General features: G+C 39.0%; 14 protein-coding genes, 1 pseudogene and 1 riboswitch. Of the genes and pseudogenes, 6 read left to right on the top strand and 9 right to left on the bottom strand.

The window, feature by feature from the left end; translation table 11 throughout:
- Nucleotides 1-357 precede the first annotated feature (357 nt).
- The 6 genes and pseudogenes from HMPREF3103_RS04275 to HMPREF3103_RS04250 all read right to left on the bottom strand — a co-directional run bounded on the left by HMPREF3103_RS04275 (nucleotide 358) and on the right by HMPREF3103_RS04250 (nucleotide 4,935).
- Nucleotides 358-675, bottom strand: a complete 318-nt coding sequence (locus HMPREF3103_RS04275; RefSeq protein WP_005606452.1) for a heavy metal-binding domain-containing protein — start codon at nucleotides 673-675, stop codon at nucleotides 358-360.
- A gap of 99 nt (nucleotides 676-774) precedes the next feature.
- A complete protein-coding gene (locus tag HMPREF3103_RS04270) occupies nucleotides 775-972 on the bottom strand; it encodes a heavy-metal-associated domain-containing protein (RefSeq protein ID WP_371440380.1) in 198 nt (65 codons plus the stop codon).
- Nucleotides 973-992: 20 nt separating this feature from the next.
- Nucleotides 993-3,236 (bottom strand): heavy metal translocating P-type ATPase, encoded by a 2,244-nt coding sequence (locus HMPREF3103_RS04265; RefSeq protein ID WP_070437458.1) that lies wholly within the window; start codon nucleotides 3,234-3,236, stop codon nucleotides 993-995.
- Between the two features lie 151 nt (nucleotides 3,237-3,387).
- Nucleotides 3,388-3,732: pseudogene (locus tag HMPREF3103_RS04260) on the bottom strand (DUF2185 domain-containing protein).
- Between the two features lie 54 nt (nucleotides 3,733-3,786).
- Nucleotides 3,787-3,966, bottom strand: a complete 180-nt coding sequence (locus HMPREF3103_RS04255; protein WP_005606505.1) for a 2-hydroxymuconate tautomerase — start codon at nucleotides 3,964-3,966, stop codon at nucleotides 3,787-3,789.
- Between the two features lie 429 nt (nucleotides 3,967-4,395).
- A complete protein-coding gene (locus HMPREF3103_RS04250; RefSeq protein WP_070437477.1) occupies nucleotides 4,396-4,935 on the bottom strand; it encodes a folate family ECF transporter S component in 540 nt (179 codons plus the stop codon).
- Nucleotides 4,936-5,002: 67 nt separating this feature from the next.
- Nucleotides 5,003-5,100: riboswitch (THF riboswitch) on the bottom strand.
- Nucleotides 5,101-5,352: 252 nt separating this feature from the next.
- On the opposite strand from HMPREF3103_RS04250, the gene HMPREF3103_RS04245 reads away from it, so the two are divergent.
- Both HMPREF3103_RS04245 and HMPREF3103_RS04240 read left to right on the top strand, forming a co-directional pair.
- Nucleotides 5,353-6,201 carry an AraC family transcriptional regulator gene (locus HMPREF3103_RS04245; protein ID WP_005606510.1) on the top strand — a complete coding sequence of 283 codons (849 nt, stop codon included), beginning with the start codon at nucleotides 5,353-5,355 and terminating at the stop codon, nucleotides 6,199-6,201.
- Nucleotides 6,198-6,761, top strand: a complete 564-nt coding sequence (locus HMPREF3103_RS04240) for a GNAT family N-acetyltransferase (protein WP_070437455.1) — start codon at nucleotides 6,198-6,200, stop codon at nucleotides 6,759-6,761. Before HMPREF3103_RS04245 ends, HMPREF3103_RS04240 begins: the two co-directional genes overlap by 4 nt.
- A 129-nt stretch (nucleotides 6,762-6,890) precedes the next feature.
- Here the strand turns inward: HMPREF3103_RS04240 and HMPREF3103_RS04235 are convergent, their stop codons facing one another.
- Entirely contained in the window at nucleotides 6,891-8,510 is a 1,620-nt protein-coding gene (locus HMPREF3103_RS04235) for a peptide ABC transporter substrate-binding protein (RefSeq protein WP_070437452.1), read from the bottom strand.
- Nucleotides 8,511-8,738: 228 nt separating this feature from the next.
- On the opposite strand from HMPREF3103_RS04235, the gene HMPREF3103_RS04230 reads away from it, so the two are divergent.
- Nucleotides 8,739-9,734 carry a hypothetical protein gene (locus tag HMPREF3103_RS04230; RefSeq protein WP_070437449.1) on the top strand — a complete coding sequence of 332 codons (996 nt, stop codon included), beginning with the start codon at nucleotides 8,739-8,741 and terminating at the stop codon, nucleotides 9,732-9,734.
- Nucleotides 9,735-9,917: 183 nt separating this feature from the next.
- Nucleotides 9,918-10,919 carry a hypothetical protein gene (locus HMPREF3103_RS04225; RefSeq protein ID WP_070437447.1) on the top strand — a complete coding sequence of 334 codons (1,002 nt, stop codon included), beginning with the start codon at nucleotides 9,918-9,920 and terminating at the stop codon, nucleotides 10,917-10,919.
- Between the two features lie 65 nt (nucleotides 10,920-10,984).
- Here the strand turns inward: HMPREF3103_RS04225 and HMPREF3103_RS04220 are convergent, their stop codons facing one another.
- Entirely contained in the window at nucleotides 10,985-11,785 is an 801-nt protein-coding gene (locus tag HMPREF3103_RS04220; RefSeq protein ID WP_070437444.1) for a formate/nitrite transporter family protein, read from the bottom strand.
- Nucleotides 11,786-11,936: 151 nt separating this feature from the next.
- On the opposite strand from HMPREF3103_RS04220, the gene HMPREF3103_RS04215 reads away from it, so the two are divergent.
- Together HMPREF3103_RS04215 and HMPREF3103_RS04210 are read left to right on the top strand one after the other, a co-directional pair.
- On the top strand, nucleotides 11,937-12,338 hold the full coding sequence (locus HMPREF3103_RS04215; RefSeq protein ID WP_070437441.1) for a DUF4430 domain-containing protein: 402 nt from the start codon (nucleotides 11,937-11,939) through the stop codon (nucleotides 12,336-12,338).
- A 75-nt stretch (nucleotides 12,339-12,413) separates the two neighbouring features.
- On the top strand, nucleotides 12,414-12,866 hold the full coding sequence (locus HMPREF3103_RS04210; RefSeq protein ID WP_148128804.1) for an ECF transporter S component: 453 nt from the start codon (nucleotides 12,414-12,416) through the stop codon (nucleotides 12,864-12,866).
- Between the two features lie 30 nt (nucleotides 12,867-12,896).
- On the opposite strand, the gene HMPREF3103_RS04205 is transcribed toward HMPREF3103_RS04210, so the two are convergent.
- A complete protein-coding gene (locus HMPREF3103_RS04205; protein ID WP_148128803.1) occupies nucleotides 12,897-13,976 on the bottom strand; it encodes a DUF2971 domain-containing protein in 1,080 nt (359 codons plus the stop codon).
- Nucleotides 13,977-14,172: the final 196 nt, after the last annotated feature.

Raw genomic sequence — 14,172 nt, 5'->3', positions numbered from 1 at the left:
ATTCAACTTTGTGGGGGAAAGAAAACGAAATGGCCAAAATAGTTTCTTCTATTTTGGCCATTTCTGTCTTTCTCCCTCATTTTAATGCAAACTCCCATCACTATTACTATAGAATCCGCAAGGTTCTTCGAAACCACACTGGGTGTTGTTAGCAACGCTCTACTTCTTTTACTTCTTCTAACCATGGATTGTGGAGAAAGGGTGATAGACGAAGCAGGCACTTAGACGGGTGTAGAATCATCGAAACCACACTGGGTGTTGTTAGCAACGCTTTACTTTATTTACTTCTACTAACCATGAGATGAAACAGGAACAACAAAAAAGAAAGCTAGGCTATCTGCCTAGCTTTCTTAATTTTTATAATTCTTCAATAACGACTGCGGTTCCGCTACAGGTGACCATAATCATGCCATCCATATACTCATAGTCCATTTTCACACCTACCACAGCATTCGCTCCGATTTTTGTAGCTCTTTCTTCCATTTCTTGTAGAGCTTCTTCTCTAGCTTCTGAAAGCTCTCCTTCATAAGCTCTAGAGCGGCCTCCAAAGAAATTTCTTAGTCCAGCTGCGATATCTTTTATAGCATCAACACCTGCTACCACTTCACCAAAAACAATCCATTTATACTCAACAATTTGATACCCTTCGACCGTTTGCGTTGTAGTAATAATCATAGAAATTCCTCCTTTTGTTCTATCTTCATATTACTGCACCTGTGGCAAAAAATCTATAGGCGAATGGTCCGATATATCATTCAAGCGGTCTAAATTTTTTTACTTTTGAATGCTGTATTTTGTGCCTTCAAGGGATGCTTGTAATGCGTCGACGCTTGCGTCTCCTTCGACTGTGGCTACTTTTGTTTCTAAGCTGACTTCAATGTTTGTCACGCCTGGGACGTTTGAGAAGCGTTCTTTCACTGTGTTGGCACAGCCTTCGCATTTAATTCCTTCTAAATTATATTCTTTTTTCATCATAAATCTCTCCTTTAAAGTTATGCTTTCCAGCGTTTTAATCTTAGGGCGTTGAGGACAACAGATACGGAACTGAAGCTCATTGCGGCTCCGGCAATCATTGGGTTGAGGAGCGGTCCGCCAAAGAGGTGAAGAACTCCCATCGCAAATGGTATTCCGATAACGTTGTAGGCAAATGCCCAAAATAGATTTTCTTTAATATTACGGATGGTTGCACGGCTGAGTTTTAACATCGCTGGTACATCCATCAAGTCGCTCTTCATTAAGACGGCGTCCGCAGATTCGATGGCTACGTCTGTTCCGGTACCGATTGCGATACCGACTTGCGCTTGTGCAAGAGCTGGGGCATCATTGATACCATCTCCCACCATCGCCACAATATAGCCTTCTTCTTGCAATTTTGATACATAATTCGCCTTATCTTGCGGTAAAACTTCACTAAATACGCGGTCAATCCCCACTTCAGTGGCAATCGCTTGTGCAGTCCGTTCGTGGTCCCCTGTCATCATGGCTACTTGAATACCCATTTCATGTAAGGTTTGGATGGCACGCGCGCTACTTTCTTTCACAGTGTCCGCTACAACAATCAAGCCTTGTACGGCATCGTTATATCCAATATAGAGCGGTGTTTTTCCTTGTTCGGCAAAATGGTTGGCTTTTTCATTCATCGCCTCATCCACAAGACCATTTTCGAGCATCCATTTTTCATTCCCAAGGAAGACAAGTGTTTCACCAACATGACCTTTAATCCCGAAACCAGGGATAGCTTCGAAGTTCGTCACTTCATCAAATGTAGCCCCTTGTTCTTTGGCTTTGGCAACAATCGCTTCGCCAAGAGGGTGTTCGGACGCTACTTCAAGGCTAGCAGCTAGGCGAATGAGGGCATCTGCATCGGTAGAATCGGCAGTGACCACATCTGTGACAACAGGAGTTCCGTTTGTGATAGTCCCTGTTTTGTCGAAAACAACCATATTCACGTGGTTGGCTTCTTCCAACGCTTCCCCGCTCTTAAGAAGGATTCCATTTTCGGCCCCTTTACCAGTCCCAACCATGATAGCAGTTGGTGTCGCAAGCCCTAATGCACATGGGCAGGCGATGACGAGGACTGAGATGGTAATCGTGAGGGCAAATACCCATGATTCTTGTCCAAGGAAATACCAAGCAAGTCCAGAAACAAGAGCCAAGAAGATTACGATTGGAACGAATACTCCAGAAACCTTGTCGGCCAGTTTGGCAATCGGAGCTTTCGATCCTTGTGCTTGTTCGACTAACTGAATGATTTGAGAGAGAGCTGTGTCTTTCCCGATTTTTGTTGCTTTTAGAATGAAGGAACCTGTCTTGTTTAAACTTGCCCCAATCACTTCATCGCCAACTGATTTCGATACTGGAATACTTTCCCCTGTTAACATCGATTCGTCAACGGTTGAGTTTCCTTCTGTTACGACGCCATCGACTGGAACTTTTTCCCCCGGTTTTACACGAATGAGGTCGTCTACTTGCACTTCTTCTACAGGAACTTCTACTTCTTGTCCGTCGCGTAAAACCGTCGCCATTTTAGGAGCGAGTCCTACGAGCGTTTGAATCGCCATGGATGTTTTCCCTTTTGACACGTCTTCGAAGTATTTTCCAAGTGTGATTAAGGTTAAAATAACGCCGGCTGATTCGTAGTAAAGGTTCATCGCAAAATGCGCATGGCCTTCTAATACGTGGTACGTTCCGTAGAGACTATACACAAACGCAGCGCTTGTTCCAAGTGCGACTAAGCTGTCCATGTTCGGATGTCCTTTAGACAAGGCCTTAAATCCATCCACGAAGAAACGACGTCCGACCCAGAGAATTGGGAGAACGAGCGCCAATTGAATCAACGCGTAGCTAACTGGACTTTGCATTGGGCTTAGAAAGGCTGGCATTGGAATTCCAACCATATCCGCCATTGCGATAAAGAGAAGTGGCACGGTGAAAATCGCTGAAATGGTTAGGTTTCGCTTCATTTCTCTTAAGTGCGCTTCTTTCTTTTCGTTCTTTTCTTCGAGTTCTTCTTCCACTGATTTGCCACGAGGACGAGCGCCGTATCCCACACCATCGACCACTTTGGCGATGTCTTCAGGGGTCACGCTATCGTTTGCTTCAACAGTCATAATCTCCGTTGCCAAGTTGACGCTGGCTTTAGCAACGCCTGGAATTTTACTGACGGCATTCTCGATCGTCATGGCACATGAAGCACAACTCATTCCTTCAATAATGTACTCTTTTTGTTTGTTCATTACTTTCACCGCTTTCGTTTACATTTGTAATTTACACTGTTAGTTTACACCTGTAATTTACAAATGTCAACAAGGAAGCTTAAAAAAATTTTTTGAATAAAAAAACTCGAGCCAACAGCATTTCTGCCAGCTTGAGTTTGGGATAGTCTATTTAATTTGCTGAAGATAAAATTTCTTCTATCGTAGTTTCTCTCTCTTCGACTAAATCGTAAAAGCCAACATGAACACCCTCTTCATATAGCCAACATAAATCTGTCCCATACGGTGCTTCGAAAATCTCAAGCATTACTGGAGCAATCTCATAAATGGAATCGGCTCCTAGAATTTTGAAATTGGCTGCATCTGAAAGATACTCTTCATCATCTTCAATGGATAATAGATTCCATCCATTCAATGGTGGGATTATAGATTAATCACGAAAAGTATATCGAATCGGCTTGCCCTCAAGAATATTGTTCGAAACAATAAAACCACCAAAATCACTATTATTAATCATTGTACTCCTCCATTCAATTAGGAATTAACAACATTGATGCAAAAATGAAGTTGGTTAACCTCTTAGTTTTCCGTTTTGGCCAAGGTTTTCGGCCTTAATTTCTTGAATAATGATATGAATGTGTTCTGTTGGAGCGCCAGTGTGTTTAGAAACCACTTCTGTCACTTCTTTGACAAGGGCTTCTTTTTGTTCACGGCTTCTTCCTTCGATCATTTCAACATGAATAAATGGCATGGTGGTGCCTCCCTTCGCTTTGAACTAATTAATATAGTTGCTCTTTGGTTCTATTTTACTCCTAAACGGGAGGGAATGCTAGGTAGGGTGCTGGAAAGGCCTCACACCCTGTGGAGTTGTTCTCGCATAAGTCACTTGCGCACGGGCGCATCCCCATATTTATACGCTAGCGCTTCGACGCAGTGGTTTATTGACATTCTTCTCATCACTCGTGATTCAAGAATGTCTAATAAACTTTGCGGGCGAAAGACTACGAAGCAGAATGACTTCACACTGTGAAATCATTCTTGGCTTCTGTCTTTCTGCCTCACACCCTGTTTAGTCGGGTTCGAATAAGCAGAAACGACGTCCACTTCCCGAAACGTCCGCAGAACGTTTCACGTTCCTTCCGGCGTTCCGGTCCAGTGATTCGTTTCTAACCGCTTTTTCTCACACCCTATATTTCTCTATTAAAGTCTTCATGGTATTGTTAGAAAACAGCACGGTGAGGATAGCGGTATTCAATGGGAGCGAGATCATATTTTTCAGGATTCGCAGTGGCATGAAGACGGCGAAGGCTTTGCCTGTCATCATATACACCCATAGCGAATTCAATCCAAGGTTACAGACGATTGTGACGAGTAATACTGCAATCAAGATTTGTTCCCATCTGAGTGGTCTCTTATATAAGAAGTATCCGTAGATGAGTCCTCCGACTAGGGCTGTAAGTGTGTATCCGATGAAGAATTGTCCAGTCTCTCCGCGGAAGAAGTTCCCGAGGATATCGACTAGGATTCCCACAAGCGCCGCACGCCACGGTCCAAGCATGACCCCTGCAATGGCCGCTCCGATGAATCCGAATCCGATTTGTACGTAGAGGCCGAATTTAATTGTCGGCAACATTTCCATGACAAGACGAATGGCTAAGATTAGTGCCATCACTGTAATATCAAGTATTTGTTTTCTATTATATTTCTTTGTATTTTCCATATTAGCATCTCCTTTAATTGTAAAGAGTTGCTCCATTTAACTTCTTCTATTTCTAGTGTTGTTTAAATGCAGCGAATGCGACTAAATTACCGCAATGTTTCCATTTTCGTCCCAGTGGCAACATTCCATCCTCCGGGCACTTAACGCAATAAAGTCTACTCTGATTTTTAGGTTCTAGAAAATTTAGTTCCTACTTTCCATGAATCTCCTTTCTTACTCTTGGTAAGGATACCTTCTTCATGTCCTAGCGTCAAGTCCTCTCTATTTTTAGGGCTTGAAAAATCGATGCTCATCGTCTTTTGAACGCTTTTGACTGAAAATATATTTTCTAAAAAGATAAAATCCGAAAATATTGTTGATACCGTTTTCTACAATCTGTATAATTAGATAGTAAGATTGCCAAAGAAAGGATGCAACATGAGTAACGAACGTTTTTTAATGATAGAGTCTGATATTAAAAATTTATCCTTCCGATTAGAGTCTATTACCAAATCCAAATACGATAGCGACTGGCATAGTACGCTACATACTCATCCCTTTACTGAACTTTTTTATGTTATTGACGGTAAGGGCGAATTTATTATTCAACACCAACGTTTTCCGGTTAAAGCCAATGATTTTGTCATTATTAATCCTCAGGTAGAACACACTGAAGTTTCTTCACCAGATTCTCCTCTAGAATACATTGTGGTGGGAATCCAAGGCCTGTCCTTCTCGAATTTAACACCTGTGGATCAAGGTGGCCATCCTTTTTCGTTCTTTAATTTACGAGATGAGCAAAAGGACATTTTACGCTACTTAAACGCGATGGTGCAAGAAGCCACCAATCAAGCACTCAGTTATGATTTAGTTTGTCATAATCTGTTAGAAATCTTATTGATTAAGATTTTGAGACACCAGCATTTTGATTTGGAAGTCGGTTCTCATAGTAAAACGACAAAAGATATTGCGTTTATAAAACATTATTTGAAAACATACTACCGAGAAAGCATTCAGCTAGAAGCATTAGCGTCAATGACCCACTTAAGCCGCTTCTATATTTCCCACAGTTTTAAAAAAGAAGTTGGGATGTCTCCAATGGAATACTTAATGACCATTCGTATCAAAGAAAGTAAAATTCTACTGCGGACAACGAATTATTCTATTTCTCAAGTGGCGGACATCGTTGGATTTACAACCCCCACTTACTTTTCAAAACAATTTAGAAAAATAACGGGAATTTCCCCAACGGATTACCGCGAGAAATATCAAAAGGAGTCCCAATGATACGAAAACCAAAGCGCGATGAGAGACGACAAATCATCCCTCTGATCGAACTGATTATGCAAGATATGGAACTGCCGATTCTGGAACATACGAGCCCGGAAATGCTCTACGCGATGCTAGAAGAAGCCATGCTCGACGACCAGTTTCGCTATGGACTGAAGAACACGCTCGTCTATATTCATGAAAGAAAAGTCGCTGGGGCCATCTTCGGCTACCACGGACACTTAGAAGATGCGATTGACGATCCGTTCCACCGATTATACGAGGCTTACAACATTGAGCATCAAATCCCACTCTATGAAGATAAGGAGACGATGCCAGGCGAATGGTACATCGATATTTTAGCGGTCTATCCCGAATATCGTCGTCTTGGAATCGGCCGTAAATTATTGGTCGAAGTAGAAAACTTAGCACGCCAACAAGGGGCCACAAAAATCGCCCTCAACTGCGAGAAGGACAATACGAAGGCCTATCAATTATACGAAAAACTAGGCTACACGCCTGAGAGTGAACGCATCTTAAGCGGTCATCCGTATTACCATATGACGAAAACCTTATAAAAAATCCCACTTTGGACAAAATCGTTCAAAGAGAGAATTGTTAAAATGTAACTTATATGTTACATTTTGCTTTTTTACAAAACGAAAAAGAGACTCGAAATTTCGAATCTCTTATTTTTGCTTCTATGATTATTTTACAGAGGCTTGACGGAGGTTGATTGTACGTCCGAATGGAAGTACTTCGAATCCGTCTACGTTTTCAGCAAGTAAGTAGCTTTGGCTTGCTTGGTAGATTGGAGCGATAGCCACATCATCCATCACGATTTTTTCAGCCGCAATCATTTGTTTGTAACGTTCTGCTGGCTTCGTTGCGTATGTTGTTTTCACTTCAGCAACGGCTTTATCGTAGGCTTCGCTTGAGTAGTTCCCGAAGTTGATTCCTCCACCTGTTACGTATTGTTCTAAGAAGTTTACTGGATCTTGATAGTCAGGTGCCCATGTTCCGAAGAAGAAGTCGAAATCATCTGCACGTTGTAATTCAAGACGGTTTTTCAATGGCACTGATTTAATGTTCAATGTCACGCCTGGTAAGTTCTTTTGGATTTGCGCTTGTAAATATTCGCCAACCACTTTCGCACTACCTGCATCTGACGTTAATAAGGTCACTTCGATTGTGTCCATCCCTAATTCTTGTTTAGCAAGTGCTAATTCTTTTTGCGCTTCTTCGACATTGTAGGTGAGTAAGTCGCCACGGTCTTCCACATAATCTTTCCCCGTTTCTGGGTTTTCAGCAAATCCCTTTGGAACAAGACCATTTGAAACGATTGAGCCGTCTTTTAACACGTTGTTTACAAGAGCCGCTTTATCGTAAGCCATCGCAATCGCACGACGGAAGTGTTTGTTTCCTGTGATTTTGCGTTCTACGTTGAAATTCATGTACCCCATTGTTGCTTTTGGAATAGCGTGATACGTTGGTTGCGTTTTATATTGATCGACGAATTGTTCGCTGATTGTTGTGTATTGGACTTGTTTTCCGTCAAATAATTGAACAGAAGTCGCTACTTCTTTCGATACATTCACTGTGACATTTTGTAATGCAACGTTTGAAGCATCCCAGTACCCTTCATTTTTAACAAGTTTCCAAGAAAGTTCAGAACCTGTCCATCCTTCTAATTTGAACGGTCCGTTTGTCACGATTGAATCTGCTGAAGAACCGTATCCTTCGCCTTTTTCTTTCGCCACTTTTTCAGATTGTGGTAAGAAACGTGACCCTGTTAATAATTTTGGTAAATATGGAGCAGGATTTTCAAGCGTGATTTCTAATGTTTTATCATCAATCGCTTTAACCCCTAATTCTTCTGTCGATAATTCGCCTGAACGAATTTTCTTCGCGTTTTTGAACACATCCGCTGATTGAGCTACATGCCCTTCTTTTGGATTCACTAATTTACGATACGTATATACAAAATCTCCGGCTGTTACTGGAGTGCCATCAGACCATTTAGCGTCACGTAGTTTAAATGTATAAACAAGACCATCCGCGCTCACAGTTGGTTCTTCTGCAGCCATTCCTAATTCAACTTTATTGTCTTTTGCGACACGATATAACCCTTCAAAAATTTGTCCTAACATATCAGAACTTGGCACATCATCATAGTCAGCACTATCCAATGTTGCTAATTCTCCAAATGTTGTAATCGTTAAACTTTGTTGATTATTTGCTGTCGTCGAAGTTGAATTGCCACCACATGCAGCCAAACCTAACGAAATTAACAGTGTTGTCATCAATAATTTGGTTGATTTTTTCATAACAATTCTCCTTTATTGGTAAAATACATCGCATTTCACGATAGCTACATGATAGCATGGAAAATAGAAAGCAAAAAATTTTCTGCTCATATCAAAAAATAACTCTAACTATCATTCGTAGAACAAAAACCCTCCCTTTATGAACCTATATTCGTTCTTGCATTTCCTAAAAATCTAGTTTATGATAGGTGTATTATAAACATATTATTTAAGAAGGGAACTTTATTTATGAAAGAAAATCGCAATCACGGATTTAAGCTGCGTCTTATTTTCGGAATCATTTTAATCGCCCTAGCTGGTGTTGTCTTATTCAGTTTAAATAAATCTACTCCAGAAGACTTAGAAAAAGCAGGGAAAGTGTTTGATGTCGCTCGAAGGGAAGACGGAGATACACAAGTAGTTAAGGTCACTCAAATTTCTAGTAATCCTGTGGCTACGGTCGATAGTGGAAAATCAAAACTGTATATTATTGAATATTTAAAAGAAGATAATACGCATGGAATTATCGGACTTGAAGTTCCTGCTGATTCAAAATTAGCTTCTGATTTAATTTCAAAAAATGATACTTTGCCAAACAATCCAGAATTAGTTAAAGTCACTGTCATCGATTCTTTCCGTAATAAAAAAGCCATTGTAGACTACGATTCTAAATTTACAGAAGTTTTGAATGATAATAATTTATTATCTGGTAATTCACAAACGGTTTACTATCTATCTACATCTGAATCATCTTCTTCAGCTCAAGGTGGCATGTATGTAGCAATTGGGCTTTCTGCAGCTGGACTTCTTTTCGTTGGATTAGCTTTCCTAAAACGTAAGAAAGTAAATGCAGCTTACGATGAATTGTATGCAGCTTACCCAGAACTAAATGGTAACTTAGACTTAATGTTACAAAACGCAACTTATGCTGATGACGAAACACGAGTTTATATTTATAAAAATCACTTCTTTACTACGCTTAGCGGGTTAGAAGTCTATGATTTAACTCAAGCAAATCGAATTTATCATTATCAAATCAACCATAAACGTTATGGAATCACAACAAACCGCGATTCATATATCGTATTCTTGACTGATAATACAAGTTATAGAAAGAAAAAAACAAAAATTCAAATTACAAATATCGGTGAAGAAACCGATAACTTCTTACAACCTTTCTTCTTTGCAGCTCACCAAGAGTTCCCTAACTTAGAAGTTGGTTATGAAAAGAAAAGACCATTTTAATGTGAACTAAAAAAGACTCGCAAATGGATAAATCCCCTCTTTACTGGACACCCCAGTATAGGGGGGATTTTTTATTCAATGCTCTTTCATTCCAGTGAGTGAAACTTTAAACAAACCTTTGCACTTCAAACTATCTTATGATATATTATTTCTGTTATACATACCTATAAAAGGAGAATTATTATGACTGAAAAACGTAATACTCGTGGGATTATTTCACTAATCGTTTTGGGAGTTGTCTCATTTCTTATCGCTATTGGACTTGTGGGCTTCTTCTATTTCTTCCAAACTGCAGATAATTTGTATAAACAAGGAAATATCTTCGGTGTGAGTCCTATGAAAGACAATGCAACTACTTCTGTTAAAGTTACTGGATTTTTATCGGATCCCATTGCGAGTGTAGATGGAGGAACTCAATTATATTTAATCGAGTTTACTCGTAAAGATAGCGAAGATTATGGTTATACAAGCCTTGAAATAAAAGAAGGCGATAAACTGATCGACGAACTCAAAGCTAAACAAGATGACTTAGTCGACAATCCAGTTTATGTTCTGGCTAAAGTCCGTAAATCGGATGGAGAGGGTGCCGTTATAAACTACTCGAGAGTGTTCAAAGAAACGATTAAAAAAGATAAAGTTATTTCTCAGTTAGCTGAAACTCAATATTATGTTTCAGCTGATGAAGCGAATACCGAACGTCTCTATGCTTCGGCTGGAGCCGGTATTGCTGTGTTATTCGGTCTTGTATTCTTCTACTCAGCCTACGCCACTCGTAGAGGAGAAGATAAAGCGTATGCTGAACTTTATGCAGCTTATCCAGAATTAAATTATTCAATGGATACGGTATTAGAAAATGCCACTTATGTAGATAATCAATTAGGCATCATATTATACAAAAATCACCTTATTTCTACATTCAAAAATTTCCAAGTATATGACTTAACAAAAGCTGAGCGCATTTACCATTATATCTACACACAAAAATCATATGGTATGACGGTAAGTCGTACTTCACAACTAATCATTTTAACCTCAGATAAATCTTATCGCAGAAAGAAAACTACTCTTCTCATTAAGAATGTGGGCGAAGACACCGATGACTTACTACAACCATTCTTCTATGCAGTAAGCCAAGAATTCCCAGAGGTTCTATTAGGATATGAAAACAAAAAGAGACCTTTCTAAATAAAAGGTCTACTGGTTCAAAAAAAGACTCGCAAAAAATGCGAGTCTTTTTTGTATTATTTCAATTAATCTACATAAGGTGTTTTTGTACGGTTTAAGAATGCATAAGCTAAGCCAATTAAGATTCCTCCACCGATCCAGTTTCCAACAAATGATACTGCCCAATGACGGATAATATTGAGCCAATTTAAAGCATCAATTGAGTTTCCAACTGGTGAGAATTTCACGATAGAGAACGATGCAAAATTCGCTACTACGTGTTCATTTACTAAGTAAACAAACATGAAGATTGCTGAGATGACAATCCATAATTTAGCTTCTTCACTCTTAATTAAGATAAATGAAAGAATCGCTACGTTAACGAAGACATTTGCTAAAATACCTTCCAATAAAATCAGTTCGTTTGAACGAGACAATTTCAATTCAGCAACTTTTGCGATGAACTCATTTGCATTGATTCCGTTAAATGCTGAACTATTCGCAAATAACGCTCCTATAAACATGGCTCCAATTAAATTAAATAAAGTACAATAGAATAAAATAGCAATTGCTTTAGACCATTTAATATGTTTTTGGTACGCTCCAGCTGTTAAGAACATCATGTTCGAAGTTGCTAACTCTCCGTTTAAAAATACAACATACACTAATCCCCAAGTGAAGATAAATGCAAAAGTAAATCTACTTAACGCAGGATTTAATCCAGCTATAATTTGTGCCGCATGGGCTCCTGCCGCAGTACTCATTGTTAAAAATGCTCCTGCAAACATTGAACGCAGTGCATAACGCATTTTACTTTCATCAAAAAGCGCTTCTTTTTTTTGACATGCTTTTTCAAGTTTTGTATTGAACTCACTCGTGTGTTCCATAACATTCCTCCTAAAAATTAATTACACTTCAGTATACCATTTTTTTCACAAATGCAAAGCCTTTTCTATTGTTTTTTGCAAAAAATCCTTTACAAGTTTTATGAAGATTGTTAGAATGAGGGCTGATTAAAACAGTATAAAGGAGATTCTTATGAAAAAGATTATTGGAATTTTAACAGCGACTTTATTATTAACCGCATGTGGACAAGCCCCTGCAAATACGAACTCAACGACGACAAGTGTTGAAACGACTACAGCAGTCCAAACTACAAGTGTGACTCTCAACATTACAAAAGATGGACAAGCGATTGAAGGAAGCCCGTTTACGCTCACTTTTAAAGAGGGAGATAATCTCCTAGATGTCATGAAGGCACAACTAAAAATCGTTGAAAAAGACGGATTCATCTCTTCTATTAACGGAGTTGAACAAGTTCCATCTGAACAAAAATACTGGTTATTTGATGTAAATGGACAAATGAGTCCTGTAGGTGCAAAAGAAGTTCTCCTCAAAGCTGGAGATGTCATCGACTGGAAATTAAACAAACTTCAATAATCTATGAAAATCTCGACTCAAAAGATCGCATTTATCGCAATAATGTCGGCATTTTGCGTGATTGGCAGACTGGGAATGCTTGCCCTTCCGAACGTTCAGCCGATTACAGTCATCGTCATTTGGATAACTTTAGAATTAGGATGGGGATACGGTGTTTCCATCAGTATCCTTTCCATTTTAATCTCAAATCTGCTCATTTCAATGGGACCGTGGACTCTTTATCAGATGATCAGTTTTTCAATTGTTTGTCTATGTGCGACCCTACTCTCCCCTTTATGGAAAAAAAGGGCTCGCTATCCGAAAGTAAGCTTTCTTATCTTCCCGATTTTTGCAGGTTTGATGGGATATTTATACGGATTTATCATCTCTGGGATTTGGGTACTTTCAATGCCTGGTCTGAATTTTTGGATTTATTATGCCAACGGAATTCTATTTGACACTTATCATGCTATTGGAAACATTGCCTTTTGGATATTACTGATTCCTATCTTTGAACGATTAAATCCCTTTGAAAAACTAAAACAATAAAAGGAACAGAGTGACCTCTGTTCCTTTTTTCTATCCTTTAAGTTGATAATTGACAATATCTTTTTTCAATTGACGGATTGGATAAGGAGTATCTTTCATGATTTTCTTTGCCTGACACCCTGCATATCCTTGAAGAATATCTACTTTAGGAAGAACGACCCAATCAGACAATTTTTCTTCGGCTTCTCTCTTAGTAGCCTCCGCTTCCTGGTTATCTAGAATAAACACAAATCGATACTCTCTCTCGTGACTCCATTCCTTGAATTTAGCGAAGGTTGCTTGGATGTAGAAATTCAAGTTTGAAAAAGAAAATCGATTACTGTGACTTCTTGTTTTGGGCCTTTGATCGATATATTCGACTTCCCCATACACACATAATCCATCAAGAGCAACTCCTTGGATTTTATCGAGCAAGCTAGAGTAGGAATATTGTAAAGCATATCCTTCATGACTATTAGCATAATAGGACCACATTAATATATTATCGTATTCATGCGTGAAGCAAAAAACTCTAAAAACATCCATCATCGTATTCCCATCCGCATAATAACAGTTACAATCAAAAGGGTCATTAAACCACTTAGGATGGCTAAAGGACACATTGCCTTCTGCCACCTGATAGGCATTTTTCTCCACAGTTTCTTTCCCATAGTATTTTACAAAATGGGTTTTCTCTTCTAAAATCTTCTGTTCCGCTTTTTTGAAGTAAAACTCTATGTCTTCTTTAATCTCAACTCCACATTGTTCAATCAATTGTTCTGGAGCTAAAAATCCCAATCGAATATTGTTATTCAATGCGTCATTAAACACTTTATCCGCCTTTTCTACAGTAAATCCATTCGGAATTTTTGCGTTTGGATTTTGAACAAAGATTCTTTTTTGAGCCTCTAATGGAATATCGGGTGGATTCTTTTTAGAGAACTGTGGCTGTTTCAAAAGAGAGACCAGCTCCTGTTTATTAGTTAAGGTATTCGACAACAAAAAACAATTACTATCTGGATAGGACTCTTCCACCTTATAGTGAGTATGTGTCTGAAGAAAGGTTAATTTAGCAATTAAATAACGATACAATTCAATATCTTCTTTTAAGATGATTTTCAACAATCCCACCTCCTCACTGAAAGTATAACATTTCTTCCTTTCAGTTTAAATATCCTTATAAAGCCATGCACACAGCTCTCCGAAATCCCTAGCACCTTTCCCTTCACGAAAAGAAGATCCATTTTTATAAGCATACAAAAAAGGCCCCCTCTTTTTGTATGCTCATAAAAAAAGTCTATCTGGAAGATTCCCGGATTCTATAGTA

Source organism: Granulicatella sp. HMSC30F09 (assembly GCF_001806915.1).
GTDB lineage: Bacteria > Bacillota > Bacilli > Lactobacillales > Aerococcaceae > Granulicatella > Granulicatella adiacens.
The sequence above is the reverse complement of the archived record's forward strand: the minus strand, read 5'-3'. Positions and strand labels throughout refer to the sequence as shown.